General features: G+C 55.1%; 15 protein-coding genes and 1 pseudogene. 7 read left to right on the top strand and 9 right to left on the bottom strand.

The genetic code is table 11. From position 1 onward, the window contains the following. Position 1: 1 nt before the first annotated feature. A complete protein-coding gene (locus BWI95_RS02675; RefSeq protein WP_054804511.1) occupies positions 2-1,039 on the bottom strand; it encodes a hypothetical protein in 1,038 nt (345 codons plus the stop codon). Between the two features lie 147 nt (positions 1,040-1,186). Here BWI95_RS02675 and BWI95_RS02680 point away from each other — a divergent pair, with 147 nt between their 5' ends. The 3 genes from BWI95_RS02680 (at position 1,187) to BWI95_RS02690 (ending at position 12,096) form a co-directional block, all read left to right on the top strand. Then, on the top strand, positions 1,187-1,918 hold the full coding sequence (locus tag BWI95_RS02680; protein WP_076768960.1) for a hypothetical protein: 732 nt from the start codon (positions 1,187-1,189) through the stop codon (positions 1,916-1,918). After that, positions 1,918-2,547, top strand: a complete 630-nt coding sequence (locus BWI95_RS02685) for a hypothetical protein (protein WP_076768961.1) — start codon at positions 1,918-1,920, stop codon at positions 2,545-2,547. The genes BWI95_RS02680 and BWI95_RS02685 overlap by 1 nt, the downstream gene beginning before the upstream one ends. A 228-nt stretch (positions 2,548-2,775) precedes the next feature. Continuing rightward, positions 2,776-12,096, top strand: coding sequence for a hypothetical protein (locus BWI95_RS02690; protein WP_076768962.1), 9,321 nt, complete (start codon positions 2,776-2,778; stop codon positions 12,094-12,096). Here BWI95_RS02690 and BWI95_RS02695 read toward each other — a convergent pair whose 3' ends face one another. The 4 genes from BWI95_RS02695 to BWI95_RS02710 all read right to left on the bottom strand — a co-directional run bounded on the left by BWI95_RS02695 (position 12,097) and on the right by BWI95_RS02710 (position 15,269). Beyond that, the gene (locus tag BWI95_RS02695; protein WP_076768963.1) at positions 12,097-12,495 is read right to left on the bottom strand and encodes a putative T6SS immunity periplasmic lipoprotein; all 399 of its coding nucleotides are present in this window, start codon (positions 12,493-12,495) and stop codon (positions 12,097-12,099) included. Between the two features lie 2 nt (positions 12,496-12,497). After that, entirely contained in the window at positions 12,498-13,037 is a 540-nt protein-coding gene (locus tag BWI95_RS02700; protein WP_054804528.1) for a hypothetical protein, read from the bottom strand. A gap of 157 nt (positions 13,038-13,194) precedes the next feature. Next, entirely contained in the window at positions 13,195-13,623 is a 429-nt protein-coding gene (locus BWI95_RS02705) for a T6SS amidase immunity protein Tai4 family protein (protein WP_076768964.1), read from the bottom strand. 107 nt (positions 13,624-13,730) lie between these two features. Then, positions 13,731-15,269 carry a methyl-accepting chemotaxis protein gene (locus BWI95_RS02710; protein WP_054804525.1) on the bottom strand — a complete coding sequence of 513 codons (1,539 nt, stop codon included), beginning with the start codon at positions 15,267-15,269 and terminating at the stop codon, positions 13,731-13,733. A 269-nt stretch (positions 15,270-15,538) separates the two neighbouring features. Between BWI95_RS02710 and eitA the strand changes: the two genes are divergently transcribed. From eitA to BWI95_RS02730, 4 genes are read left to right on the top strand one after another with little or no spacing between them, the layout of a single operon-like run. Beyond that, positions 15,539-16,537, top strand: a complete 999-nt coding sequence (eitA, locus tag BWI95_RS02715; protein ID WP_076768965.1) for a siderophore ABC transporter substrate-binding protein EitA — start codon at positions 15,539-15,541, stop codon at positions 16,535-16,537. Next, positions 16,537-17,571 (top strand): FecCD family ABC transporter permease, encoded by a 1,035-nt coding sequence (locus tag BWI95_RS02720; protein WP_054804526.1) that lies wholly within the window; start codon positions 16,537-16,539, stop codon positions 17,569-17,571. Before eitA ends, BWI95_RS02720 begins: the two co-directional genes overlap by 1 nt. Continuing rightward, positions 17,571-18,332, top strand: coding sequence for a siderophore ABC transporter ATP-binding protein EitC (gene eitC, locus BWI95_RS02725; protein ID WP_076768966.1), 762 nt, complete (start codon positions 17,571-17,573; stop codon positions 18,330-18,332). The genes BWI95_RS02720 and eitC overlap by 1 nt, the downstream gene beginning before the upstream one ends. Positions 18,333-18,347: 15 nt before the next feature. Continuing rightward, positions 18,348-19,580, top strand: coding sequence for an MDR family MFS transporter (locus BWI95_RS02730; protein ID WP_076768967.1), 1,233 nt, complete (start codon positions 18,348-18,350; stop codon positions 19,578-19,580). Here the strand turns inward: BWI95_RS02730 and BWI95_RS02735 are convergent. The 4 genes and pseudogenes from BWI95_RS02735 to BWI95_RS02750 all read right to left on the bottom strand — a co-directional run bounded on the left by BWI95_RS02735 (position 19,545) and on the right by BWI95_RS02750 (position 25,700). Next, positions 19,545-22,618, bottom strand: a pseudogene (locus BWI95_RS02735) (efflux RND transporter permease subunit). The gene BWI95_RS02730 and the pseudogene BWI95_RS02735 sit on opposite strands and share 36 nt — an antisense overlap. Further along, positions 22,615-23,733 (bottom strand): efflux RND transporter periplasmic adaptor subunit, encoded by a 1,119-nt coding sequence (locus tag BWI95_RS02740; protein ID WP_076768968.1) that lies wholly within the window; start codon positions 23,731-23,733, stop codon positions 22,615-22,617. The pseudogene BWI95_RS02735 and the gene BWI95_RS02740 overlap by 4 nt, the downstream one beginning before the upstream one ends. 78 nt (positions 23,734-23,811) lie before the next feature. Beyond that, positions 23,812-25,008 (bottom strand): sensor histidine kinase, encoded by a 1,197-nt coding sequence (locus BWI95_RS02745; protein ID WP_054804644.1) that lies wholly within the window; start codon positions 25,006-25,008, stop codon positions 23,812-23,814. Continuing rightward, positions 25,005-25,700 (bottom strand): response regulator, encoded by a 696-nt coding sequence (locus BWI95_RS02750; protein WP_076768969.1) that lies wholly within the window; start codon positions 25,698-25,700, stop codon positions 25,005-25,007. The genes BWI95_RS02745 and BWI95_RS02750 overlap by 4 nt, the downstream gene beginning before the upstream one ends. Between the last annotated feature and the right edge of the window lie 41 nt (positions 25,701-25,741).

Here is a 25,741-nt window from a genome sequence, read left to right on the forward strand (position 1 = left end):
CCTACTCTTCGCGCGCCATAATCTTTTCGATAAACGCATCAAGCTGGTGGCGTTGCAGATAGGTTTTCACCTGACGCTCCCAGCCGGAGCCATCACCGAGCACCGCGCGGCTGTGCGTCGGGGCGTAGAGATAACGCGTGTCGTAGAGGTTCATCAGTGACTGGTTCATCGCATCGATATTGGCCGGGGTTTTCTTGCTTCTCTCCTGCTGGATAGCCAGCGAACGCAGGACTTTTTCGCGCGACGCTTCATTGGGCGTCCACGACTGCTCACTCAGTTCGCTCAGCACCAGAAACTGCGGCTGATACTCTTCTGCCAGCGCGGCCTGTAACCGGTCGTGGCCGTCGAGGATGACGAACGACGCCAGCCCGGCGATATACCACACCAGAATCGGCGGCAGCGCGTTTTCGCGGCACTTCTTGCGCCACCACTTCACGCGGCCGGACTCGGCATCCACCGGATAGCGGCTGAGCAGCAGATGACCGCCCCACCACCAGTCAACCCACTTCACCTTCTCCGGGTTTTGCAGATCGGGAAAATCTTCGCTGTAGAGCGACCAGTTCACGCCAATATAGGTGCTGTGGTCGGGCGTCTCAAAACGCCACTCATCGCGCGGCACTTTGCGGTCACAAACATAGGGTGCCTTCGGCTTTGCCGCCAGCATCGGGCGCAGCAGCCAGCGGCGCGGCGGCAACAGTGGAACGGGCGCTTCCATCAATTCACGGGCAAAGTAGCGGCACCAGTGGCTGATCCAGTTCTCTTCGCCCGCTCGTTTAGCGCTTTCTACGTCCGCCGAGCTGATGGCAGGCAGCAGCAGATCCTGGCCGGGGTGCTCGGCGTTAAACACCAGCCAGACGCCGGAGTGGTCGTTTAGCATCGTCGCCCAGAAGAGGGGTTCACCATTGACCTGCAACGCCATGCGGCCGTTGTTGCCGCTCTGCATCTCCATCGCCTGACCGTTGCCCTCGCGCACCACCAGCTCCAGCCCCTGCCAGCGATCCTGACGGTCATGCAGATCTTTCCACCAGTACTCACTCATCCTCTTCTCCTTACGTCGTGACCCGCAGAGTGTAAGGCAAAGTTGCCGAATCGATAACTACCAGAATGGCATGGCTCACGCAGGAGATTAAAGGAAAGGGATCTCCTGCCGTTTATTACATCTCACTACTTTGTGAAAGGAACCACAATGTTACATGCCATTTTGAACAGCAAAGCACGGCGCGTGGATGTGAGCGCTAAGGCCGCGCAAAGCTGGCGGTCGGTATTTCAAAACTATGAAGATCTCTTAACCGCCGCATTCTGGGGGCGAATAAGCTACCTCTCACAAGAAGCCATACAGGCTTTACTCTCCTCCCTGCTCGCTACCGATACAGGCCCGTGGGGAAAGTTTGAATCCCTTACGTTCTGGCCCAAATATCCCTTTCCTGATGTGCTGGATAGCGCTGTCGCGCCGTGGATCAATGAAAAGGACAAGTATGCCGAGCCCGATGTTGTCCTGACCTTCGAACACGCCACGCTGATGGTGGAAGTCAAACCACCCGAGGGTGGTCAGCAGTATCAACAGCAGTGGTGTAAGGAGATCTACGCATGGAAAAACAGTGAAGAGGCCCAACAGGCACTGCATTTTTTCGCGGTCGGCAACCTGCCCAGGGAGGCTACCTTACTGTTTGATAACCTGAAGGCCTTGTTCAAAGAGGTCACTTTTTACGGCGCAGAGTGGCGCGAGGTTCGCGCAAAAATGGAACACCCCGTCAGCGGCTGGCCGACTGAGCAGGATCAACGCATTGTCGCCGATTGCCTGCGCGCCCTTGAGCTATATGGCATTCGTGCGCCGTTGTTGCCGTGGCAGCCCTTTCTTTCGTCTCTTCATCACGCCGACCTGTCGGCTGGCTTCCCCTCTTTACAAGGAAAATCCTGATGTCCGATCCATTTAGCGTCGTGCGCCAGGCGCACCGGATTTGTGCGGCCTACTATCAGCAGATGCTGCCGCTCATCAATGAAACCGCCTATCGCCTTGGGGCAGAGTTTTTTCGCCGCGATCACTGGAGCTTCAGCCCACCGCCGCAGCGTAACAGCAACCCTTTTACCAGCTGGGAGTGGGATTTTCTGCCGCTACTGGATGCCTCCTTCGTTTTCGCTCACCAGCAGACCGCCAGCAAAATGGGGAGCGAGGATTTCGTTGTTGATTTCCGCCTGGTAACGGACAGCGAACTGGCCTGGGAGCAGCGCAACAAACAATATGGCGAAGATGAAAAACCGCTCGCCAGCTCGTTGAAAACAGCGCCAGAAAATGCAGCAAGCTTGCTTGAAATCTACCTCTTCGCCGCCTGTAAAAACGGAACCTACGATTCCCCTTACACGCTGTGGAACAGCTATCGCGGTTATCCAAAAACTGACGGTACGGTCACGATTGCAAAAGATGAAGCCATCAAAGCGATCGGTTTCAGGGTTCAACTCCATGAGCTGGCCCATGACGGCAGTGTTGACGCGCTTGTTAAACGCATCGAGGCTCATCTGGCAATACTGCGGGCGGATAAAACAGCATAATCCCCGCCAGCAGCGGGATCGCCAGCCGAAACCGCTGCTGACACGCCTGCATTACCGCTGGGATATTTACCGCGTGAAACATCCGAAAAGAAACCATTTCCCTTGAAGCCCCTCCTCCCTTTGCTGATGCTTAAAAATTACCTTCGTACCCCGTTCGTTTCTCCATCTTTTTGAGCGACCACCGCTTTCATCTTTCAGGCGCAAGATGATGATTATCAGGGGCTTACCATGTCCGACTACGATATTCTTCCTAAAAGTATGCCCGACACCACAAGCGAACTGGCCGATCTTTTTGAGACGGCGCTGCCGGAGGCATCATTTAAAAATGATTATTCACAGCTTGCCGCTGATATTTATGAACTTTTCCTCGACGACTCAGAAGATATAACTCTCCAGTCATCAGGCCGCCCGGCAAACACCGGCACCCCGCCCGATGAAAATAAAAAACAACAGCTGAGGGATTTCATTGAAGAGGCGTTAAATAAAAAACTGCCTCAGCTGATCGAATTTCACGGGAAGGGTTATAACCCCGTCAGTCCGGACAGAAACGCACTGCAGAAGCTTCAGGAGATTCTGCAAAACGAGCGGCTGAATATCCCTGAAGCGCTGCGTCAACCCGCCCGGCGATTTGTTGACACGCTCAGTGCCGTGCTCAGCTCAGAAGCGGCGCTCTCCCCTGATCTGCTCCAGGCTTCAGACGACGTTCTTCAGCACCTGCGCGCCGCGCTGGATGACCTCAGCGCCACCCGGAAAATCAGCACGCTGAACTGGGAGGAGGAAGCCGAGCAGACGGCGCGCGAAGCACGCGGGGAGCTGGTCACCCGCGCGGCTGAGCAACTTTTCCCGCAGGAGAGCCAGGCCGCCGCGCGCGAGAAAAGCCGGCAGACTCTCGACAGTTTACTTTTCGCGCAAAGCAACGCGCTCAGCGCAGAGTATAAAAAATTCGACCTGCTGAAAGCCTCACTGGTCGCGGAAAGCCGCCTGACCCGCCAGCGGCTGGCGGCCCATTTGCAGACCCGGGCAGACACCCTTCTTCAGGGCGCGCGCGAAGCACGCCGCGCTGCGCTGGATATGCTGCTCGCGGAGTCCGGTTCCGGGCAGATGCACCCGGAGCAGCTTATGCACTGGAGCCAGGGCTATCAGCAGTATGCCCGCTATCTGCGGGCTGTGGATGATGCCCCCACCGGGCATGCACTTGCCGGGAACCCGCTGGTTGCCGCCGTAAACAGGGCGGCGCGACAGGGCAAACCGGCGCGCGCCAGGCTTGCCGGCAGCATGGTGCCACTGGCGGATGCGCTGGGCTCGGTGGCCGTGCATCTTTTACAGGAGAAGCAGCGTACGGAACCCGCCCCCGCCGATCCTCAGCCCGGACAGAAGAGAGCGTTAACGGAGAGAATAAAAAACGTGGTCTGGGACAGGGGGAGGAAGAAGGGTCGTGCTGCGCGCGCGGCCTCCGTCTGGCTGGCGAAAACCTCCGCCAGCAAAGTCAGCCGGGCAGCCTCAAAAACCAAACATACCCTGCATCGGGTTCCTGCCGTCAGCGAGGGCACCCGCCAGGCCATCAGCAACACCGCCCTGCTTCTGCTTGATGAGATCCAGCAGGCAGAGCGGCGGCTCAGGCTCCTGCCGGGCTATGCCTGGGTGCGTCAGGAAGCGGTACAGCAGCAACTGCTGCTCAGCCGGGAGATCGCCGCTCCCCATGAATCAGCGTTAATGGATGAACTGGTTTCCCGGCGGCTTGCCCTGGAGAAAGACCACTGGCAGCAGATCGCGGACAATGCCGCCCGGCAGATGGAAGCCCTGCTCGCTCCCCTCACACGCCTCGCGGAAACAACCTGGTTCAACGAATTTTACTTTGCCCTGAGCGATGAGCTGCGGGCTAACCCGGCGCCGGGAAGCGCTGAAGCAATTGCGCGTATGGATGAAACGGTGATCCAGGCCGCTGAACAGCTGGCCGGTATTGCCCGTCAGCTGAACGCCGCCGCCGTGCGGCTGAGCGGCCACGGGCATGAGGGCGGAAAAGCGCTGCAGGAGAAAGCCGGTGAGTGGCTGATGACGCTGAAAACCCTGAAGAGCCAGGTCAAGACCCAGGCCATTCAGCTCACCGGCCAGGCGCCGGATAACTTCTCCCGCAGCGGCATGCTGGCGCGCGGCATCGCGGAGTGGGCGCAGACGCTCCGCCAGGATTACCTTGCAGGCCTCACGGGCGATGAACGCACCCGCGCAAATGAACTCTTCGATACATTACTCACGGAGCTGCTCAGCGGGCAGCGCCAGCACTTTGCCGGGCCTGACGATCCGCAGGCAGAGAGCCTGCTGAAACGGGTCGCCATTGCGTTAAAACATACCGCGGAAGGGACGACGGTCTACCCGCCGACGGCGGAGGAGATCCTCGCGGGCACCCGCACTGTCCCGGCAGATGTTCAGCACTGGGCGGAGAAGAAGATCCTCACCGGTGCGCTGTCAGCGGCGATATCAGGCGGCATGAAACTGCTGACCGGCCCGGTTTCCCTCCCCGTGCGCATCGCCCTGCGCGGTGCGAAAACCGGCTGGACGCTGAACAAAAACCTCAGGGCGATGAACCGCGTGCGGCTGGGTGAAGGACCGGCAAATGAGCGGGTCAGAAACCGGCTGTTTCATCAGGAGATGTCGAAGCTGGCCTTCCGGCTGACGCTCTCGTTATCCCCGGCGGGTGGATATGGCGTGGCCGCCACCGTCGTCGGCAGCCAGTTGCTAAAGGATAAAAAAACCTACGCCAGGGCGCTGACCAAAAAAGTGATTGTCGGCCTGCCACAGGAAGCACTGTGGTTCGGCCTCGCGTATGGCGGTTACGCCGGCGTGAACGCCGTGGTGCGGGCCAGCGCGGAGCGCGCGATGCAGAAAGCCTGGGCGCAGGCGGTGCATGCGCGGCGCGAGAGAATTAACCGCATGCTGCAGCAGTTCAGCATGGCGGATATTGAGGAAGAGGAGAGTGATTCAGAATCAGATGAAACCACAGAGGAGACCGGAACTGAATTAACCGCTGACGACACCATCGCCGGGGATAGAGATATCAGTGAAGACCAGGCGGTTGAAACAACAACGTCACAGCGTGAAACCTCTACAGCAGCAAGCACTGACCAGACCACCACAAATAAAAGAAAAGTGCCGTTATTATCCCGCAGCGGCCGGGTAAAAAGGTTTGCGCCAGGCAGCGGCGCTCCCCGACCTGGCATAGCACTGAATACCACACCGGATAAGGATGATAATAAAGCTATCTCCTCTCAGGTTTCCGGTAGCTTGAAAGGTATCGTCGAAAATCTGACTACCGGGAGTGGATTTTTAAATTCCAGCTTTAAAAACGGACAAGAAGGCGCAGTTTATAATGCGGGCAGCAATTTTTATATTTATATAAATCAAAAATACTGGCCCATTGATTTTAAAAGCAATCAGAAGGGTGTCATCACTCTAAACCCTTATGAAAATGAGAGTGAAATAAAAATAGAGGTTCATCTCAAGAATAATACGTGGATAGCAACTGAAAATGAAAACACAAAAAACAATTACCCTGCCCTCCCTGTTAAGCCTAAAAACCCGGCAGATGAAGGTGATAAAGCCGTTACGGATTCAGACAAACAGGTCGGGGGAAACGCGACTTCGTCAGTAGATTTATCTAACAGCACAGCCACACCTGAGCTTTATAAACAAGTTAAAAGCTGGCCAGCGCACAGCGCCTTTTATTATGACAATATGGCTGGTGGCAAAGAGGCTCAAATTTACACGGATAGTGAAAGCCATAAACACTATATCTATCTTAATGGTTTTTACTGGCCGATAATTTTCACAGGAAATGCGACAGCATCTATCTCGGTGAACACTAATGGTGCTCAGCAGAAAAAAATCTTTAATATAAGAAAAGTAAATCAACAGTGGGGGCCGGCACCGACATTTGACACAAGCCCACTACCTGTAAAAAACGTAGGTAATTTTAGCATTGAAGATTATATTAAGGCATTTTTCAGTACTGATAACGCCGCAAAAATCACCTCCGAAAAATTACAAAAATTAAACAATGGATTGTTCGTGGACAAGTCTACGGGTCAGCACTATATACAGGCCAACGGATATTACTGGCATATCACGTCTATTCTCCTTCGTGGCTCTGAAGAGCTGAAAACCTGGAAAATACATGAAGCCGGGACGCGTGAATATCTCAACATACATTATAATGAAGCCCTTGGCGCATGGGTCCCGTTGCAAACCAAGGATAATGCGTATGATATTGATAACACTATTGTGCCTAATACATTATCGACAGATTTAATTGGCGAAATGAAAAAATGGGATCTTGATTCGTCTGTGCGACCTGCTGGTTCAGGACCTGGGATAGAGGGAGTGGTATATCAAGATAAAACGGGGGAATATTATATCTATCTGCAAAATCGCTACTGGCATTTCAGTTGGGTAAAACCAAATGTAGGTGGCGTAACAGTCACCGCAGATGGCATTGAGAAATTTTTCGTTCTCGTTAGGGAGAACAGTCAATGGCACTATTTTGATGAAGAGTTGATATCAGACGCATTCGATCTCGATAGTCTTCTAAAAAGCATCCAGGATGCTACGCTTGATAATGAAACGCAAGAAAAAATAGATGCAATATTATGGAGAGATAATTTCACGTCGCTGGATAATTTATTATATAACTTGCAAAAAATACTTGAGCAGGGTTTTTATAGGCTCTATGAAAAGCCGACCAGCGGTGCTCTCATGAGTATAATCTCATTAAGTAATAAGGTTTCAGAACTGCAAAAATCCATTGCTTATTACAACCCTGACAAGAGTAATGAAAATGAAGAGCGTAACTGGAATCAAAACCTACTGAATTTATATCGTGAAGAATTTACAAGCGAGCAAGAAGAGAGTTCATATTTATATGCCGCGCGACAAGCTAAAGTTGCGGCAGATGAGGCCAATAAAAAGATTGCCCAACTCAGCATTGCGGCTATTGATCGACAGATCAAAGAACAATACGCCGCTATCTCTGCCCGTATGAAAGATATATCTTACTGGCTTGATTTCCTTTTAGAGAGGCCGTTATCAGTTGATAAACCAATAGCCCAGGAGAACATAGACGCCCTTAAGTTAACAATTAATACGCATCAAACCAGAATCAAACAACTCAGTACCTTGAGGAAACAAACACTCGATCGGAAAGCTGAATACCAAAAAGTCATAGACGACTATAATAAAAATTATCGTTTGGTAAATATCAGTATTGACTATGTGAAAAAAGCCCTTGCTGTTAAGAAAAAACCAGCAGGATTTAATGATGATGTAAGCATAGCTGAAGAGTTACTAATTGATTTCACCTTACAGAAAATTGCCATAAGAAATTCAGCAACAGAGGCTTACACTCAACTCGAACTCGATAAATTAAAAACATTGAGCATTTCACAAACAATGATTGCACAACTCATTGAACGCCATACTCTCAGCCAGGAATTAATAGAAAAAATCCAGCAATCATCTGTTCGGTTGCCGACATTGAAAAACAGCTATCAGGATATAGAATGGAGCAATAAAGAAGCAGAGAGAATTTACCAGGAAAGCTATGCAGACGATGAAAATCCCGAAGCGAATCAATTATTACCCCCCTTGCTCTACTGGTTATTAAAAAACAACGGTAACTATAACACCCTAAGGACGATAGATATAGATAACGTTATTGATATTTATTATGCTGATGCCTATTCATTGAACCCACTCAAGAAAATCAAGAAAATGCCAGAAGGGTTTACACCATTGGCACATATGTTAGGTAGCAATTATTTCAACTCTGATAGCGAGTATTATCAGCAATTTGCCACCTACAAGGAAAAATACAGTGATTACGAGGCCAGTGAAAATACCAAAAACTTCCTTCTGTCATCCGATCTCTCTTTAAATGAGATCACATCCAGCGTCAAAAAGCGTTTCTATTTTAACGTACTACAGTCAACTGACATTAATGATAAACATGATGGCGGAATGTTATTTATTGAACTAGAAGATGGCCGCTGGGTTTTCTTCTCTCTTTTTCCTGACGCTCTTTTTAGCCGGACGTTCTCTCGTAAAGAGATGATGGAAAATATCTGGTTAAAGACAATTGCCACCCTTACTCCTGAAAAAACACATTATCACGGCGTTGAGTCTGTTTTCCTCGAATCTTTCTTTCTTAAAAACTTTGACCCTAACAATAGGAATACAAAGGCTGGAAAATACAGCACCGTTGAATCCAGAAAGAAAAAGGAGTTCGAAGATTTAATAAAAAACACCTTATACAAGGATAATGATGGTATTACTTATGACACTCCTTTTAAGGATCGCGCATATTATGGATTAACCTATGACTTTTCACTTAACACTGAGCAACCACAAGAGACGCTATTAGAAACCTTGAATAAAGCTTTTCATGATGTCCTGAAGCGCTCCGCTACTAATCGAAAAACGGCGTTATACCAGCCGACACTATTTCAACAAATAGCTGATGCAGTTATTCCTTTTTATGCTGAGATACGTGGTTCAATAAACGACCCAGAGCACAAGGTTGATGCCACATCAATTATGCTTGATGTCATGAGCATTTGCTTTGTTGCTTCCCAGGCGGGAACTAAAAGTGCAGCATTGCTTAAAAATGCCAAAGGGATGGGAAAAATAATTGGCGAAGGAAGGAAAATTGGATTAGTAGGAAAAGGACTGCAAAAATACGTAATTAAACAAATGGGAAAACAAGGCTTCATCAACGCATCGGGGCTGGCAAAAATCAGCGCCAATGCGCTCATCGATCTTGTTTCACCTGTTAATTTAGCAGATTTATCAAAAATCTCTTTCTCTAAAAGTAAACTTACCTCTGGCTTGAGCAATATCATTAACACTGATGTGCAAGGTGCATTAAAAGGTAGAAGCATTCCTGCTAAATACATAACCACAAACATTTCATTGGACGATTTATCAAAGGCTCATGTACATGGCGTTGACGTTTATACCTCAACAACCGACAGTAAAATGAATGGCAAGTATTTTATTACATCCGATGGCAATCTCTATCAAATACGCTGGGATGATTATGCGCACACCTGGCGAACTGTTGACCCTAATAACCCGGGACGTTTTAGTTATGGTGAACCGGTTATTTTAGAAGATGAAAACTGGGTAATAAATAAAAATTATGGCGGGTTACGTGGCGGTGAAATAAAGTACCCACTGGTTACTATGGGTGAGCAACCAATGAGGGAAGGTTTAAAAGAGGAGAAAGTCTTTGAAAACATCATCAGCACTCCAGATGTTAATGCAGAGGCATATCTTGAAGAAATAAAAAAAACCGGCGGATTAAGTGGCGCCATATTATCCCCGTCTGAAAAATGCGAACTTGTTATTACAACTATGGCTACTTTCATGAAAAAAAAGGAATTTACAAACATCAGATGCCGGGGCATGGCTTTTTTTGTTAATGGCATGGATACTTCAGCAACCAATCATTTCGTGCTTATCGGCACAAAAAAGGGTAGAGATTACGCTTTTGACATTACTGCAGGCCAGTTTAATGGACTCTATCCAGAGTTGAGTGGACCAATCATTATGCCCGAGGAGATGTGGGCTCAAAAGTATGCCAATATTACGTCAGAAAGAAAGCTTATAAAGTACGCTGATTATCCCCTGAACGAACTGCGTAAGGTAAAAATAGATTACGGGTCTTATAGCCCTTATCTCGTGCGAGGGCCCAATAGCCAACTGCCTAATGCATTGGTTCTCAAGCGACCTATCTGGTATTTTCCAAAAAAAAGTGTCGATGATGTTGCTGCCATCGCTAGCACCAATAAAAAAATGGCATTCGACACCATTGAGCAGGCCAATCCTGTACGCGAGGCGGCAAGACGTAGCAGGCTAACAAGCCAGGCATCCGACATCAGTTGGGATTATGCGGTTACTCTTCTTGAGAATGCCGAACTTATAAGTAAAGGCCCGGCCATAACGTTACGTACCGGCATACGTCAGGCAACAAAATACCAACGCGCTAGCGCCTCCTCCCCAGGCAACGTTAATGATCTCTTTGCAAGTAGTACCATAATCAACAGCCATGAGAATCTGCTTAGTGTAAAGCAGGGCGAAATATTGATGTTTATGGAGGTTGATCCTAATTTACCGGCCAAAGGACCGCGCCCGATCCATATTATGGTAAGCCTCGGTAATGGCCGCTTCGCTGGGGTAAAAAATAGCGTGCTTAACAGCAGCCTCGGTGAGGGCAAACGAATATTAACCGCAGAACAGCTTGGCGAGTTTGTGAACGGAACATTCAGGCGCAGGGGAAATGCGCAGTTACCAGACTTGCAGCTTATCGCGGGCAGACCGAAAGGGCTGCAGCTTGACTCCCCTTCATTAAAATCTCTTGCAGAAGATGCCCCGTTATCGGCAGCGAACAGCAGCGATATCGCCGCCACTACCACTGAATTCCTCAGCAAATCAGGGGAGCTGGCAGAAGAGCAGGCCAGGGCTTTGAAAGATCTATTAACGCCCCTGTTATCCACTACCACCACTGGCGTTGTTCATCAGCCCATAACCAACTTATTAACGAATGCCGTCCTGATTAAGAAACAACAGCTGGCAAACGTGCCCAAAGGACAATTGATCATTTTTGATAAAACCTCTGATGCCTCATCGACAAGGCATGTCATGTACAGCCTGGGTAACGGTGAGTTTTTTATGGTAAATCCCGGACACCTGGATGCGGGTCTGCCACTCGATAAAGCTATTGTCAAAGCAGAGCAATTTTCCGATGAGATTTTTAAAAACCGCAAAGTCTATGCAGGCAATATCTCACTGACTAATCTTCGCATGAAGTCACTGCTGGGACAGGACGCCAGTTTTGTCGTCAACGGCAATCAATTAATCATTACGGCACATGGTGCTGCATCAAGCGTTAATGCAATGGATGCCTCTGAACTTGCAGAGGTGATTCGTGGCCTGGGGCTGCGTGAAACATCCACAGTGGACTGGTCGAAAATAAAAGAAATCAGGCTTAACTCCTGCTTCGGCGCGTTTGGCTCGTTACCCACCGGTAAGGTTCTGGCGCATATCCTGAACAAAAAAGTAACGGCGTATCCTTTTTACTTCAGCGAGAGAATGCGTGATACCAGGCGCTTCTTTACCCGGGCCAGGACTTACCTCCCTGGTGACCTGCCAACCATCGACGTAGAGAAAATGATAAAACAGCAAAGCCGCAATCACGATTTGTGGGTCAGGCTACTGGGTCTGCAGCGGAAATCCCCGGCGAGGGGAGTGACTGTTGCCAACAGTCGTTTTGACAATGCGCTTGAAGATGTTGCAAAACTGGCGAATGGCGACACAACGGTCGGGCAATTCATGAAAGATTACCCCGATTACAAAAGCGGGCTGAGTGTGACAGAGAATGAACTCAACACCCTCGTCGGAGAAACTATTCCTGATGATAAAACCTTTGCCATGCGGTGCTGGGATATTCTGATGGCCAGCACCTATACCGCGAATCTGGTGGATAAATATCTTGAAAGCTAGTCAGCGGATTGAGGTATCGCTCACTGAAAGATGCCCTGCGCTATCGGTGGAGAGGGTAAATTGGGCGGTGATGAGGTAGGCATCACCTTTGACAGGTACAACGTTCCAGGAGTAAGCATATTTTTCCCCTGCCCTGAATGCAGTGCTAAACATGGGCAGGCAATCACCCGCAGCAATATAACGCGGCTTATCCGGGAAGAGTTCAAAACGCTTTCCTTCATCAGTACTGAAAATCTCAGCCGAGACCATCTTTTCGCCGGGTTTCATGATCGAGACTGCGCAAACTTCATGATTCATCAAAAATAGATTTGTCGGCACTTCTCGTGTCATTTTGTCAAGAAACCCGATGCAGCCAGATAGCATGCATACTGCTATCAATAGCATATTTGCTCTCATCATCCTTACCCTCTGCCTGTAATGATTTTTCGATACAGCGTCGGGATATCACGAATATCATCTTTTCCGCAATATCGTCCTGGTTGATTCTGTTTCTGAAATAACCGCCAAACATTAATACCATGAATATGAAGCAACCAGTAATCCGCCAGAATAGAGGCCTGTTGCTCAAGGGGATAATCTGTAAGCTTTTCTCTGTCGAGTTGATAAAAATAATTTGCTGCCCAGCTAAAAGCTCCTCGGATGCGCACCCATTGACCATGCTGATGCTGCCACACGTGCCCTAACTCATGGATGAAGGTGTGTTTTTCTTGCAGGGTCGCAGAAGGCAAAGAAAAGTCATCTCTATAGCGCTCTTTTCTGTACCAAATCTCCCCATTCGGCGCCATAACATAATCCGGATGCTGCAGCCCAAACGGGAAGTAGCTGTCGCAGTGGATCCAGACGCGGCTATACACAATCGCATCGCCGTAAAATTGACGTGCCATGGCAATTTCACCGAGCGTCATCAGACGCAATGTTCCCTCTCTACGTCCTGTAGTCATCATTTATTCCCTTTCACAAATAACAGCGCAGGATTATCAATAAATCTCGTCACCGCTGCGCAGAGGGAATAAGCAGAAAACTAAAATTCAGATTATTTTTTATAAGGACGCGTTACAGGGGTAATTAAATTACCCCTTCGCGTTAATTGCCGGAATCTTATTTACCGCGCTTTGCTGAAGCATGATCCTGCGCCCAACTGCGCTCGGGATGTGGCACAAAATCTTTGACCTGTTTTGCAAGCTCTGCGCTGTGATACATGTCGATGCATTTCATCAGATTAAGTTTTACATCGCTGCCCTGATGGGAGTGATACTCTCCTGCAAGATAGCGGTCGGCCAGTTCGCCCATCTTCCCGGCGCCCTTTTCGGCATCATACTCGCTCCAGTTATCAAAACCGCCAGCGCTGGCTGATGCGTCTTTACTGGCAGCTGGTTCACTGGCGTACGCTTTCGCTACACAGAGCGCCAGTGCGGCATCTTTGTAATTCTGTGCATAGGTGCGGCTTGCGGCGTCAGGTTGAGGCGCAGCACTTACCCCGGCGCTCAACAGTAAGCTGGCAATTAACCCGCGAGAAAACCCTTTCATCAATAACTCCCGACAAAACAGTGGTTGTGCAGCAGAGCGTAAAGCAAAGCCCATAAAAAAGGCCAGCCACATAGCATGGCTGACCTCAAGTTAACGGCTGCGCCTGATTAGCTGAGCTTAAACACCGCAACCGCCTCTTCCAGCAGCTGAGACTGCTCTTTCAGCGAGTAGGCTGCGGCAGAGGCTTCTTCAACCAGCGCGGCGTTCTGCTGGGTCACGGTATCCATCTGCGCCACCGCGAGGTTGATCTGATCGATCCCACGGCTCTGCTCGCCGGTGGAGAGCGCAATCTCCGACATCAGTTCAGAAACCTGCTTCACCGAGTTGATAATACGCTGCATGCTCTCGCCTGCGCTGGTAACGCGATCGCTGCCCACCAGCACCTGACGACCGGAGAGTTCAATAAGCTCTTTGATCTCTTTCGCCGCCACGGAGGAGCGCTGCGCGAGGTTACGCACTTCGGTTGCCACCACGGCAAAACCACGCCCCTGCTCGCCTGCGCGCGCCGCTTCGACGGCGGCGTTAAGGGCCAGGATGTTGGTCTGGAAAGCAATATCTTCAATGATGCCGATAATGGTGCCGATCTTGCCGGAGCTGGTTTCGATCTCCTTCATCGACACCACAGCTTCTTCAACAATCGCATTCCCCTCTTGCGCCGCGCTGCGCATATTCCCCGCCAGGCTGTTGGCCTGCTGGGTGTTTTCAGAGGTGTGCTTCACGGTTGAGGTCAGCTCTTCCATGCTGGCAGCGGTCTGCCCCAGCGAGGCGGCCTGCTCTTCGGTACGCGCCGACAGATCGGTGTTACCTGCGGCGATCTCTTCTGCGGCGTAAGCCACGCTCTGGCTGGAGTTACGCACCTGAGAGATGATCTGCACCAGCGAGAGACGCATCTGCTCCAGCGCGCTCATCATGCCGCCGATCTCATCTTTGGAGCTGGAAACCACCGGCAGATTCAGTTCGCCCGCCGCCATTTTCTGGCAGTGCAGACGCGCGGCATCCAGCGGTGACAGCACACGACGACGCAGCAGGATAAAGATGCCCACAATGATCAGCGTAAACAGCAGCGCAAAGACGCCGATGGTCACCATGCTGTTAACGAAGCGGCTCTGCGCCTCATTGTTCAGCTGCTGGGCATACTTTTCACGGAACGCCAGCAGGTTATCAAGGGTGATCTCAAACTGACGATCTAACTGAGGAATGGTAGTGCTGACCAGCTGGTTAAAGCGCGCGGTGTCGTTGCTTTTCGCGGCATCCATCAGCGGACGTAAACCGTTATCAACATAGTTCTGCCAGGCACGGCGATATGGCGTAGCAAGCGCATCTTCACCGGCAACGCGCGGCGCGGCGAGATAGTTATTGAACGCCGACGAGGCTTTTTGCATCACCTCATTGGCGCTCTCAAGGGAGGCCTGGGTTTTCTGGCTATCGCCCAGCGAGGCGTTAATCATCGCCTCCATCAGGCGTACGCGCAGGGTACGGCTATGGTTAATCGGATCGATGACCGACAGCACCACGCGGATCTCTTTGTTTACGTTATCCAGCGAGTCGTTACTGCGGGTAAGCGACCAGAGGTTAGACGCGGAGCTGATAAGGAAGATAGAGAGTAACAGACCAAAAACGAGCAATGAAAAACGCCTGACTGACATAGTGATCCCTTGGGTGATAGAGCGACAAAACGATGTGGCACCGCATAAAATGCGAATTGCCTTAAAAGAGTTATCGACCAAAAGGGGGCGAAATTTAAATTAAATAATCATATTTACACTAAATATGAATCCTCAAAAATTCATTCATAAAACAAATTTGAACCCTTCGCGCAAAGAAGATCTCGCATTCGTAATAGGATTCATTATCATTGCGAAACTATTTCGATGATCCCATAAATCACCATAATGTTAATGAAGGATAGTGTTGAATGAAGAAGGTTCTCTGCGCGCTGGGGCTGGCGCTTGCCTCATTAAGTTCTGCTTATGCCACCACATATCCCCTCACCCTTGAAAACTGCGGCTACAAAGAGACCTTCACCAAAGCCCCTGAGCACGTGGTCGCGCTGGGGCAAAACACCGCCGAGATCCTGCTGCTGCTCGGCTTAGAGGATAAAATCGCCGCCACCGCCTTCTGGCCGACCAAAGTCCTGCCGCAGCTGGCGGAAAAAAATGCGAAGATCAAAACCCTGACGGTAGAGATCCCGACCCTGGAGTCGGTGCTGGCGCAAACCCCGGATTTCGTAGCCGCGCAATCGCCGCTGCTGCTGGGGCCGGAGAGCAAAGTGGCGAAGCGCGAAGATCTCGCCACCGTCGGCGTTAACAGCTATATGTCGCCGGGCATGTGCGCCACTAAAAAAGGCACCGGCGATATGTACGGCAGCCGCCAGAAACTGTGGGACATGACCTATCTCTACCAGGAGATCGAAGATTTCGCGAAGATCTTTAACGTTGAAGATCGCGGCCAGGCGCTGGTTGCCGACTTCAAAAAGCGCGAAGCCGATCTGCGTAAAGAGTTTGGTAAAAACAAAAAAGATCTCTCCTTCGTCTTCTGGTTCTCCAGCTCATCCCCTTCCGCTGACGCCTACGTCGGCGGCAAAAACAGTGCCTCCGGTTTTATCGCCAATGTGCTCGGCGGCCATAACGCCATCACCACCGAAACCGAGTGGCCGACCGTTGGCTGGGAGAGCATTATCGCAGCTAATCCGGATGTGATCGTCGTCTCCAGCCTCGACCGCAATCGCTGGGCGCTGGATAACGCCCAGGAGAAGATTAAATTCCTGAAGAGCGATCCCGCCGTCAGCCAGCTTGAGGCGGTGAAAAAAGGCCACATCGTGGTGATGGATGGCCAGGCGATGAATCCCACCATTCGCACCATTTATGGCGCAGAGCAGGTTGCTGAACAGCTGAGAAAGATGGGGCTTAATTGATGGCAGCGTTGCACCCAACGCGACAAACGTTGTGGTTAAGTAGTGCCGCGCTGCTTGCCGTTGTGCTGCTAGTGGTGGTGATTGCGGTAGGAGCCAGCGTCGGCGAGCTGGCGATTCCGTTGCCCAGCGTTTTCTATGCGATTGGCAATAAACTTGGGCTGACCGCCGAGCCGCTCAATCGCATCTATGAAAGCGTGATTTGGGATTTCCGCCTCAGCCGTTCGCTGGTCGCCGCCTGTTGTGGTGCCGGGCTGGCGATTTGCGGCGCGGTGCTGCAAAGCCTGTTGAAAAACGCCCTGGCCGAGCCGTATGTGCTCGGCGTCTCGGCGGGCGCATCGACCGGTGCGGTCTCTGTGGTGGTGCTGGGTCTTGGCGCGGGTGCGGTATCGCTCTCGGCGGGTGCTTTTGCCGGAGCCTTCGCCGCCTTTGCGTTTGTCGCGTTTCTCACCAACGGCGCGCGCGGCGGCAACGAGCGCACCATCTTAGCCGGGGTTGCCGCTTCGCAACTCTTTAACGCCGTCACGGCGTATACCATCAGTACCTCCGCCAGCGCCCAGCAGGCGCGCGACGTGATGTTCTGGCTGCTGGGCAGCTTTAGCGGCGTGCGCTGGCCGGAGTTCCAGCTGGTGCTGGTGGTTGTGCTGATTGGTCTGGCGATCTGCCTCTACTACTCGCGGGCGCTGGATGCCTTCACCTTCGGCGACGATGCGGCGGCCTCGTTAGGCATCGCCGTGCCGTGGGTGCGTCTCGCGCTGTTTACCACCACGGCGCTCATCACCGCCACGATTGTCAGCATGGCTGGCTCCATCGGATTTGTCGGGCTGGTGGTGCCGCATATGATGCGCTTCTTCTTTGGGCCGCTGCACCGCAGGCTGCTGGTGGCCTGTGCGCTGGCGGGCGCGATTTTGATGGTGCTGGCGGATATCGCCTCACGCATGTTGATTGCCCCGCAGAGCCTGCCGGTGGGCGTCGTCACCGCACTGGTCGGCGTGCCGTTCTTCGCCTTTATTATTTACCGTTCAAGGAATCGCTAATGAGCATCGCCGCTGAAAATATCACCTGGAAGGTGGGTAAAAAAGTGATCGTCAACGATGTCTCACTGGCGGTTGCGCGTGGCGAAACGGTGGGCCTGCTGGGGCCGAACGGCTCGGGGAAATCCTCCCTGCTGCGCGTGCTGGCGGGGCTGCGCCGCCCGCATAAAGGACGTGTATTGCTCGACGGGCAGAACCTTCACCGGCTGCCCAAAAAGCAGCTCGCGCGCCGGGTGGCGTTTGTTGAGCAGCACGGCATGACCGATGCCAATATGCGCGTGCGCGACGTGGTGAAACTGGGGCGTATTCCGCATCACTCCCCCTTCTCCAGCTGGAGCACGGAGGATGAGGAGACCATCTCCGCCGCGCTGGCACGTGTCGACATGCTGGAGAAAAGCCAGCAGGGGTGGCTGACGCTCTCGGGCGGCGAGCGGCAGCGCGTCCACATTGCCCGCGCGCTGGCGCAGATGCCGTCAGAGATCCTGCTCGACGAGCCAACCAACCACCTCGATATTCACCACCAGCTCCAGTTGATGAAGCTTATCAGCGAGCTACCGGTGACCAGCATCGTCGCCATTCACGATCTCAACCATGCGCTGATGTTTTGCGACAGCCTGATTGTGATGCAGCACGGTACTGTGGTGGCGAGCGGTACGCCGCAGGCGATCCTCACCGAAGATCTGCTGTGGGAGGTGTTTCGCGTGAAGGCGAAAATCACGCCATCGCCCTGCCATGACAAAAACCATATCCACTTCATCGCCTGACATCAGGATTTCCGCATGTCTTTTCCCCACCTGCGGCCAGCGAAACAGCTCTGGCCGCCTGTTTTACTCGGTAGCCAGTTTGTTTTTAATATCGGCTTCTACGCCGTGGTGCCCTTCCTGGCGATCTTTCTGCGCGATGACTTACTGCTCTCCGGCGGGCTGATCGGCCTGGTGCTTGGGCTGCGCACTTTCTCGCAGCAGGGGATGTTCTTTATCGGCGGCGCGTTATCGGACCGCTTTGGCGCGCGCGTGATTATTCTCTGCGGCTGCATTATCCGCGTCGCGGGCTATCTGATGCTGGCGTTCGGCCACTCGCTGGGGCCAATTATTGTCGGAGCCTGCCTGACCGGCATTGGCGGTGCGCTCTTCTCCCCCTCGATTGAAGCGCTACTGGCGCGCGCCGGAGCACAGAGCGAGAGCCGCGGCAAGCGCAGCCGCGCCGAGTGGTTTGCGCTTTTTGCCGTCTGCGGCGAGCTCGGCGCGGTGCTTGGCCCGGTGGCGGGCGCGCTGATGACCGGCCTCGGCTTTCGCCAGGTGGCGTTAGCAGGTGCTGGCGTGTTTGTTGTGGCGCTGATTGTGCTCTTCTTCTGCCTGCCGCCCGCGCCGCCAAAACGCCAGACGCTGGCGGTCACGCCGTGGTGGACCACCTTTCGCCAGCCGCGCTTTGTCGCCTTTATCCTCGCCTACAGCTCCTGGTTACTGAGCTATAACCAGCTCTACCTGGCGCTGCCGGTTGAGATCCAGCGCGCGGGCGGCAGCGAAAAAGATCTCGGGCCGCTGTTTATGCTGGCCTCGGTGTTGATTATCACCCTGCAACTGCCCCTCGCCCGCTTAACGCGCCGCATTGGTGCCGCGCGCATGATGCCGGTGGGCTTTTTGCTCATCTCCGCAAGCTTTGCCAGCGTCGCGCTCTGCGCCGCCAGCACGCCGCCTGCGGGCTGGATGCGGCTGCTGCCCGCCATCAGCTTCGTCTCGTTATTAACCCTCGGACAGATGCTGCTGGTGCCTGCGGCGAAAGATATGGTGCCGTGGTTTGCCGACGACGCCACGCTCGGCGCGCACTATGGCGCGCTGGCGACGGCGGGCGGTTTTGCCGTGCTGGCGGGTAACCTGCTGTTTGGCAGCCAGCTCGACCGGGCGTTAACCCCCTCGGTTGAGGCGATCTACCCCTGGTTGCAGTTGGCTATCTTCCCGCTCTGTAGCGCGGTGGCGTTAATCTTTATCTGCCGCCCGATGCGCAGGGGCTAAGCGGGCGCTCAGTTGCAGCACCAGGCTGAACGCGGCGGGTAGCACCGTCAGCGTCACCAGCGTTGCCACCAGCAGCCCACCGATAATGGCGTAGGCCATCGGCCCCAGAACACCTGATGGGAGATGGGGATCATGCCGAGGATCGCCGCACAGGCGGTCAGCATAATCGGCCGCGCGCGGTGCTCCGACGCGGCGATAATCGCCTCATCAGGTTGCATCCCTAGTTGCAGATTGCTGTCCACTTCACTAATCAGGATCACCGCGTTGCGGATGATCATCCCCGCCAGCGCAATCACCCCCAGCAGCGCGACAAACCCCATTGGCGTGCCGGTCGGCAGCATCGCCAGCACAATCCCCGGCAGGCCAAACGGTGCCATGGTGATGGCCAGCAGCATGCGCGAGAAGCGCTGAAGCTGAACCATCAACAGCAGCAGCATAATGATCAGCGTCAACGGCAGCACGGCATACACCGAGCCGTTGCCCTTATCCGACTCGGCAACGGTGCCGCCCTCCTCAATGCGATACCCGGCAGGCAACTGGACGCGCAGCTTATCCACCGTCGGGCGCAGACCGCATGATACCGCTTCCGCGCGCAGGCCCGGCGCGAGATCCGTCTGCACAGTGATAAAGGGCAGCCGCTGATGACGCCAGATCACCGGGTCGTCCAGCCCCCACTCCGGCGTCGCCACTTCGCTCAGCGGAATTTTTGTGCCGTTAGACGTCGGCAACATCAATGTGCCGAGCGTACCGATATCGAGCCGCTCGCGATCGTTACCGCGCAGCACCACGTCCACCAGCCGATCGTTATCCCGCACCGTGGTCAGCGTCGCGCCGGACCAGACGGTATCAAGCATCCGGGCAATGCTTTCCGAGGAGACGCCCGCCGCGCGCGCGGCGGTCTGATTAACCTGTAAGCGGATCATCCGCTCCGGCTCCCCGGCGGTCAGGTTCACTTCCCGCGTCAGCGGCGAGCCGCCAATCTGTGCCGCCAGCTGATGCGCCAGCGTCTGCACTTTTGCATAATCCGGCCCGCTCACGCGGTAGCGTACCGGCCAGCCCACCGGCGGCCCCAGTTCCAGCGGCGACACGCGAGAGGTAATCGCGCTGAACTGGCTTGCCAGCAGCGTCTCCAGCTGTTGGCGCAGCCGGTCACGGGCGGCGAGATCTTTTGCCACCACCACCAGTTGCGCGGTGTTCTCGTTGTCCTGCAAAACCTCCATCGGCAGATAAAAACGTACCGCGCCGGATCCGACGTAGCTGCTGTAGCGATCGAGATTGTCATTACCGGCCAGCGCCCGCTCCAGGCGCTGCACCTGCTTTTGCGTCTCGGTCTGCGAGGCGTTAGCGGGCAGCGAGAGCGTCACCAGCAGCTCCGGGCGATCGGAGGCGGGGAAAAACTCCCCCTGCAAATAGGTGGTGCCGACCAGCGACAACCCCAGCGCCAGCAGCGCGAGTGCCAGCGTGGTCAGCCGCCAGCGCAGCGCGAGGCGCAGCAGCGCCTGATAACCGCGTTTCAGCCTGCCGACGCGATCGCCGTGCTTATCGATGCGCGCGGGCAGCAGCCAGGTGCCGGTGAGCGGGGAGAAGAGGATCGCCACCACCCACGAGCAGAGCAGCGCGATCAGCACCACGGCAAACAGCGAGTAGCAGTACTCCCCGGCGCTGGAGGCGGCGAAGCCGACGGGAATAAACCCGGCGATCATCACCAGCGTGCCGGTGAGCATCGGAAAGGCGGTGGTTTTGAAGGCATAGGTGGCGGCCTGCCTGCGCGACTCCCCCGCTTCCAGGCGCGCGACCATGGTTTCAACGGTGATCATCGCGTCATCCACCAGCAGACCGAGCGCGATAATCAGCGCGCCGAGGGAGATGCGTTGCAGGCCGATCCCCGCGAGCATCATCCCGGCGAAGGTCATCGCCAGCACCAGCGGAATGGCGGCAGCCACCACCAGGCCCGCGCGCAGGCCCAGCGAGACAAAGGAGACGGCGAGCACAATCACCACCGCCTCTACCAGCACGCGGACAAAACCGCTTACCGCCCCGCTCACCACCTGTGACTGATCGGCCACTTTTACCATCTCAATGCCGTGCGGCAGTTGGGCCTGGATCTGCGCCATGCGCTCATCCAGCGCCTTGCCAAAGTGCAGCATATTCCCGGTCGAAGCCATCGAGATCGCCAGCCCGAGCGCCGGTTGCCCGTTGACGCGAAACTGCGGCGCGGGTGGCTCTGCGGCCTGGCGGGTGACGGTGGCGATATCGGTGAGCGGAATATAGCGATCGTTGATATGCAGCGTCACCGCCCGCAGGCTCGCTTCGCTGCTTAACGCACCGCTGACGCGCAGCGCCACGTTATCCTCGCCGGTGCGGATCGTACCGGCGGGCGCGATGGCGTTTTGCGCCTTCAGCGCCGTGCTGATCTGCTCAATATCCAGCCCCATTCCCGCCAGTTGACGCGGGGAGAAGGCGATAACAATCTGCTCCTGCTGCTCGCCGATCAGGCTTATTTTGCCGATATCGTGCAGCGACATTAGGCTGCGGCGGATGGTCTCCAGCCGATCGCGCAATTCACGCGGCGAGTAACCGTCGGCGGTAAAGCCATAGATAGTGCCGAAGGTGTCATCAAACTCATCGTTGACCTGCGGCCCCTGCGCGCCCTGCGGCAGATCGGCGGCGCTGTCCTGCATCTTTTTCCGCACCTGGTACCAGATGCCGGGCACCGCTTTTGGCGGCGTGTCATCACGCAGGTTGACGTTGATAATTGTGCTGCCAGCGCGGGTTTCGCTCTCAATAAAATCGAGATGCGGAATCTCCTGTAACTTCTTCTCCAGCACGTCGGTGACCAGCTGCGTTGTCTCTTCGACGCTGGCACCCGGCCACTGAGCGGTGACGACCGCCGTTTTGATGGTGAACGCCGGATCTTCATTACGCGGCAGCTGCTGATAGCAGAGCACGCCCATCACTATCACCAGCAGCATAAAAAAGGTGACCAGCTGCTGATGTTCCAGCGCCCAGGCCGAGAGGTTAAAGCGCGAGCGTTTCATGGCTGCAACTCCCCGGCGATCACCTGCTCACCGGCGCGCAATTTGCTGACGCCCGCAGTAATTACCCTGTCGCCGGGGCGCAGACCGGAACGGATAAACGCCGATGAGGCGCTATAGCCGCCCAGCGTCACCATGCGCGGCTGCGCCCGGTTTTTATCATCAATCACAAACAGCGCCGGTTGTTGACCAAGGCGGCTTAACGCTGAGGCGGGCACCGCAAAGCCTGCAGATGCTGATTCCGGCAGCGCAATGGTGGCGCTGGCACCGAGCGCCATCGCCGTGGGCGGGTTTGCCAGCGCCAGCCGCACCTGCCAGGTGCGCGTCTGCGGATCGGCCTGCGGGCTGATATCGCGCAGGCTGCCGCTCGCCTTCACTGACGGATCCGCCAGCAGCGCAACTGTGAAAGTTGCGTTTGATGCCAGCTGGCGCGGGTCGGCAACGGCAAACACCACGTCGCGCGCCTCGCTGGTAGCGAGGGTAAAGACCGCCTGCCCGGCGCTGACCACCTGCCCGGCAGAGGCGTTAACGCGTGTGATAATGCCGTCTGCCGGGGCGACCAGCTGCGTCCAGCTCAGATTCTGCTCGGCATTGCGTAATGCCGCAGTGCTGCTTTTCAGTTTTGATGATGCCGACTGCCAGTCGGCGCGGGCGCTGTCGAGTTGCGTGCGGGCAATCGCGCCGGAGGGCATTAATGCCTGCATCCGTTTCAGATTCAGCGCCGCCACCTGCTCAGCCGCGCGGGCGCTCTCCACATCGGCGCGGGCGCTGGCGAGCTGGTTTTTACCGGTTTCGCTCTCAAGGGAGGCCAGCACCTGCCCGGCATGCACCCGCGCGCCAATATCCACCTCACGGGAAATCATGCGGCCATCCAGGCGGAAGGCCAGCGTTGTCTCATCATGAGCACGGATCTCGCCGGTGCGCACCGTTTGCGGGTTTGCCGCACTGTTAGCGACGACCAGGTAACGCACCGGACGCGGCGGTGCCGGTTTTTCGGTTTTTTTCTCGCCACAGCCGGTCGCGGCCAGCGCCAGCAATAGCAGCAGAGGAAGCCCGCGCACAGCGTGTAAAAGCCTGTGCGCTAGCGGGCGTGCGTAAGGGATAAACTGTTCTGACATAGCGCCACTCCGGATCGGTAATGGCGCTATTACAGGCGTGACGCGTCGAGATTCAGCCCACGTTTCGTCAAGGTTTTATCAAGGCTGCAACTTTTCTTGCGCCGCAACCACGTGGGGAAGGTGAAGGGTGATCGCCAGCCCACCCGCTTCCGGCAGCGCGGCGCTGATGCTGCCGCCGTGGGCATGAACGATTGCCTGGGCGATGGATAACCCAAGGCCGCTGCCGCCGGAATGGCGCGCGCGCGAGGTCTCGGCCCGTGTAAAGCGGTCAAACATCAGCGGCAGAAAATCATCCTCCACGCCGGGGCCGTCATCGGTGAAATCAATCAGGTAGCCGCTCGCCTGCGATGTGAGGGCGATAAACAGATGGCCGCCCTGCCGCCCGTAACGCACCGCATTCTCCATCAGCACCGTAAAGACCTGCCCTAAGCGGAAAGCGTCGCCCTCCAGCGGCGCGGGCGTTGGCGCGGTCAGGGTAAAGGTGAACCCGGCGGCATCGGCCTGCGGCTTCATCCACGCCGCGCGTTCGCGCAGCAGATCGTCTAAGAGCAGCGGCTGGCAGTTGAGCATCAGCTGCCCGGCGTCAGCCAGCGAGAGCAGGTGCAGCTCATCCGTTAAGCGGCGCAGCAGTTGTAATTGCTTCATCACCATCGTCATCTGCGCAGGACTCGGCTCAAACACGCCATCCAGCATCCCCTGCAGGCGACCAATCGCGGCGGTGAGCGGTGAGCGCAATTCGTGAGCCATCGCCACGTGGGAGGCGCGCAGTTCACGCTCATAGCGCGCCAGCTGGCGGGTCATGCCGTTAAAGTCGCTGGCAAAGCGCACCATTTCTGCGGGGGCTTCTTTTACCAGTTCGGCTTGCGCACCAAATGTCCCCTGCGTCACCTCTTCGGCGGCGTCGCGCAGGCGGCTAAATTGCAGGGTCAGCGGGCGGGCATAGCGCAGCCCCATAAAGACGATAAAGGGGATCATCACCAGCACCAGCACGCTGACCAGGATCCAGTCCGTCGAGGCGATAGAGGGGGTGGAGTAGCTCAGCCCCCACCAGGTGTCGACGATTTCGTGAAAGCGCGTCGGGTTGATCTCCGGGTTCTCTTTCAACAGCAGAAACTCGGCGCGCACCGGCGCAGGCATGGCGTGCAGGATCCAGACAGTCTGCACGGCGTAGCGCAGCCACATACAGAGCGCGATGATGATCACTGTACCGATCGCCAGCGCAAGGATGCGCACGCAGATCCAGCGCCAGAGCGACTGTTGAGCTAAATTTTTCATGGTTGAGAGAACCTGTAACCGACGCCGCGCACATTGCTTAACACGCCGCTGACGCCCGCGTTTTCCAGCTTTTTACGCAGGTTGTAGACGTGCGTATCGACCACGCGCTCCAGCGCTTCGCTTTCGGGCAGGCAGTGCTCCAGCAGATGCTGGCGGGAGAAGGCGCGGGTGGGATGGCGCATCAGTGTCGTAAGCAGGGAGAATTCCGTCGGCGTCAGCTCCAGCGCGCGCGTCTGGTTATTTTCTTGCGTGACGGTCACGCTAATGGCGACGGTGTCGACCGCGAGGTTGTGCCAGCGCAGCACCTCCTCCTGGGTTTCCGCGCGCTGCGTGCGCCGCAGTACCGCCTGCACGCGCGCCACCACTTCGCCGGGGTGATAGGGCTTCACCACATAATCATCCGCGCCGTAACGCAGCGCGCCAATACGGTCGGGGGCATCGCCGAGCGCGGTGACCATGATCACCGGCACATCACTTTTGCGCCGCAGCGCCGCCAGCACTTCGCTGCCGTTCATGCCGGGCAGCATCACATCAAGCAGGATCAGATCGGGCTTGCAGCGCTGCGCCAGCTCCAGCCCGGCCAGGCCGTCGCTCGCCAGCGTCACCTCATAATTTTCACGGCGCAGATAGGCCTCCAGCACGCCCGCCGCATCCGCGTCATCCTCAATCACCAGCACTCTTTTCGCCACCATTTCCCCACCTTGACCGTTTCTTAACACTTTGCTGACGGTTT

It is taken from the genome of Kosakonia cowanii JCM 10956 = DSM 18146 (genome assembly GCF_001975225.1).
GTDB classification, from domain to species: Bacteria; Pseudomonadota; Gammaproteobacteria; order Enterobacterales; family Enterobacteriaceae; genus Kosakonia; species Kosakonia cowanii.

Bases quoted from the DNA above. Each gene is read 5' to 3' on its own strand.
- BWI95_RS02680 (WP_076768960.1), top strand. From the start codon at position 1,187: ATGTTACATGCCATTTTGAACAGCAAAGCACGGCGCGTGGATGTGAGC.
- BWI95_RS02685 (WP_076768961.1), top strand. From the start codon at position 1,918: ATGTCCGATCCATTTAGCGTCGTGCGCCAGGCGCACCGGATTTGTGCG.
- BWI95_RS02695 (WP_076768963.1), bottom strand. From the start codon at position 12,495: ATGATGAGAGCAAATATGCTATTGATAGCAGTATGCATGCTATCTGGC.
- BWI95_RS02710 (WP_054804525.1), bottom strand. From the start codon at position 15,269: ATGTCAGTCAGGCGTTTTTCATTGCTCGTTTTTGGTCTGTTACTCTCT.
- BWI95_RS02690 (WP_076768962.1), top strand. From the start codon at position 2,776: ATGTCCGACTACGATATTCTTCCTAAAAGTATGCCCGACACCACAAGC.
- BWI95_RS02750 (WP_076768969.1), bottom strand. From the start codon at position 25,700: ATGGTGGCGAAAAGAGTGCTGGTGATTGAGGATGACGCGGATGCGGCG.
- BWI95_RS02675 (WP_054804511.1), bottom strand. From the start codon at position 1,039: ATGAGTGAGTACTGGTGGAAAGATCTGCATGACCGTCAGGATCGCTGG.
- BWI95_RS02705 (WP_076768964.1), bottom strand. From the start codon at position 13,623: ATGAAAGGGTTTTCTCGCGGGTTAATTGCCAGCTTACTGTTGAGCGCC.
- BWI95_RS02720 (WP_054804526.1), top strand. From the start codon at position 16,537: ATGGCAGCGTTGCACCCAACGCGACAAACGTTGTGGTTAAGTAGTGCC.
- BWI95_RS02745 (WP_054804644.1), bottom strand. From the start codon at position 25,008: ATGAAAAATTTAGCTCAACAGTCGCTCTGGCGCTGGATCTGCGTGCGC.
- eitC (WP_076768966.1), top strand. From the start codon at position 17,571: ATGAGCATCGCCGCTGAAAATATCACCTGGAAGGTGGGTAAAAAAGTG.
- BWI95_RS02730 (WP_076768967.1), top strand. From the start codon at position 18,348: ATGTCTTTTCCCCACCTGCGGCCAGCGAAACAGCTCTGGCCGCCTGTT.
- BWI95_RS02740 (WP_076768968.1), bottom strand. From the start codon at position 23,733: ATGTCAGAACAGTTTATCCCTTACGCACGCCCGCTAGCGCACAGGCTT.
- BWI95_RS02700 (WP_054804528.1), bottom strand. From the start codon at position 13,037: ATGACTACAGGACGTAGAGAGGGAACATTGCGTCTGATGACGCTCGGT.
- eitA (WP_076768965.1), top strand. From the start codon at position 15,539: ATGAAGAAGGTTCTCTGCGCGCTGGGGCTGGCGCTTGCCTCATTAAGT.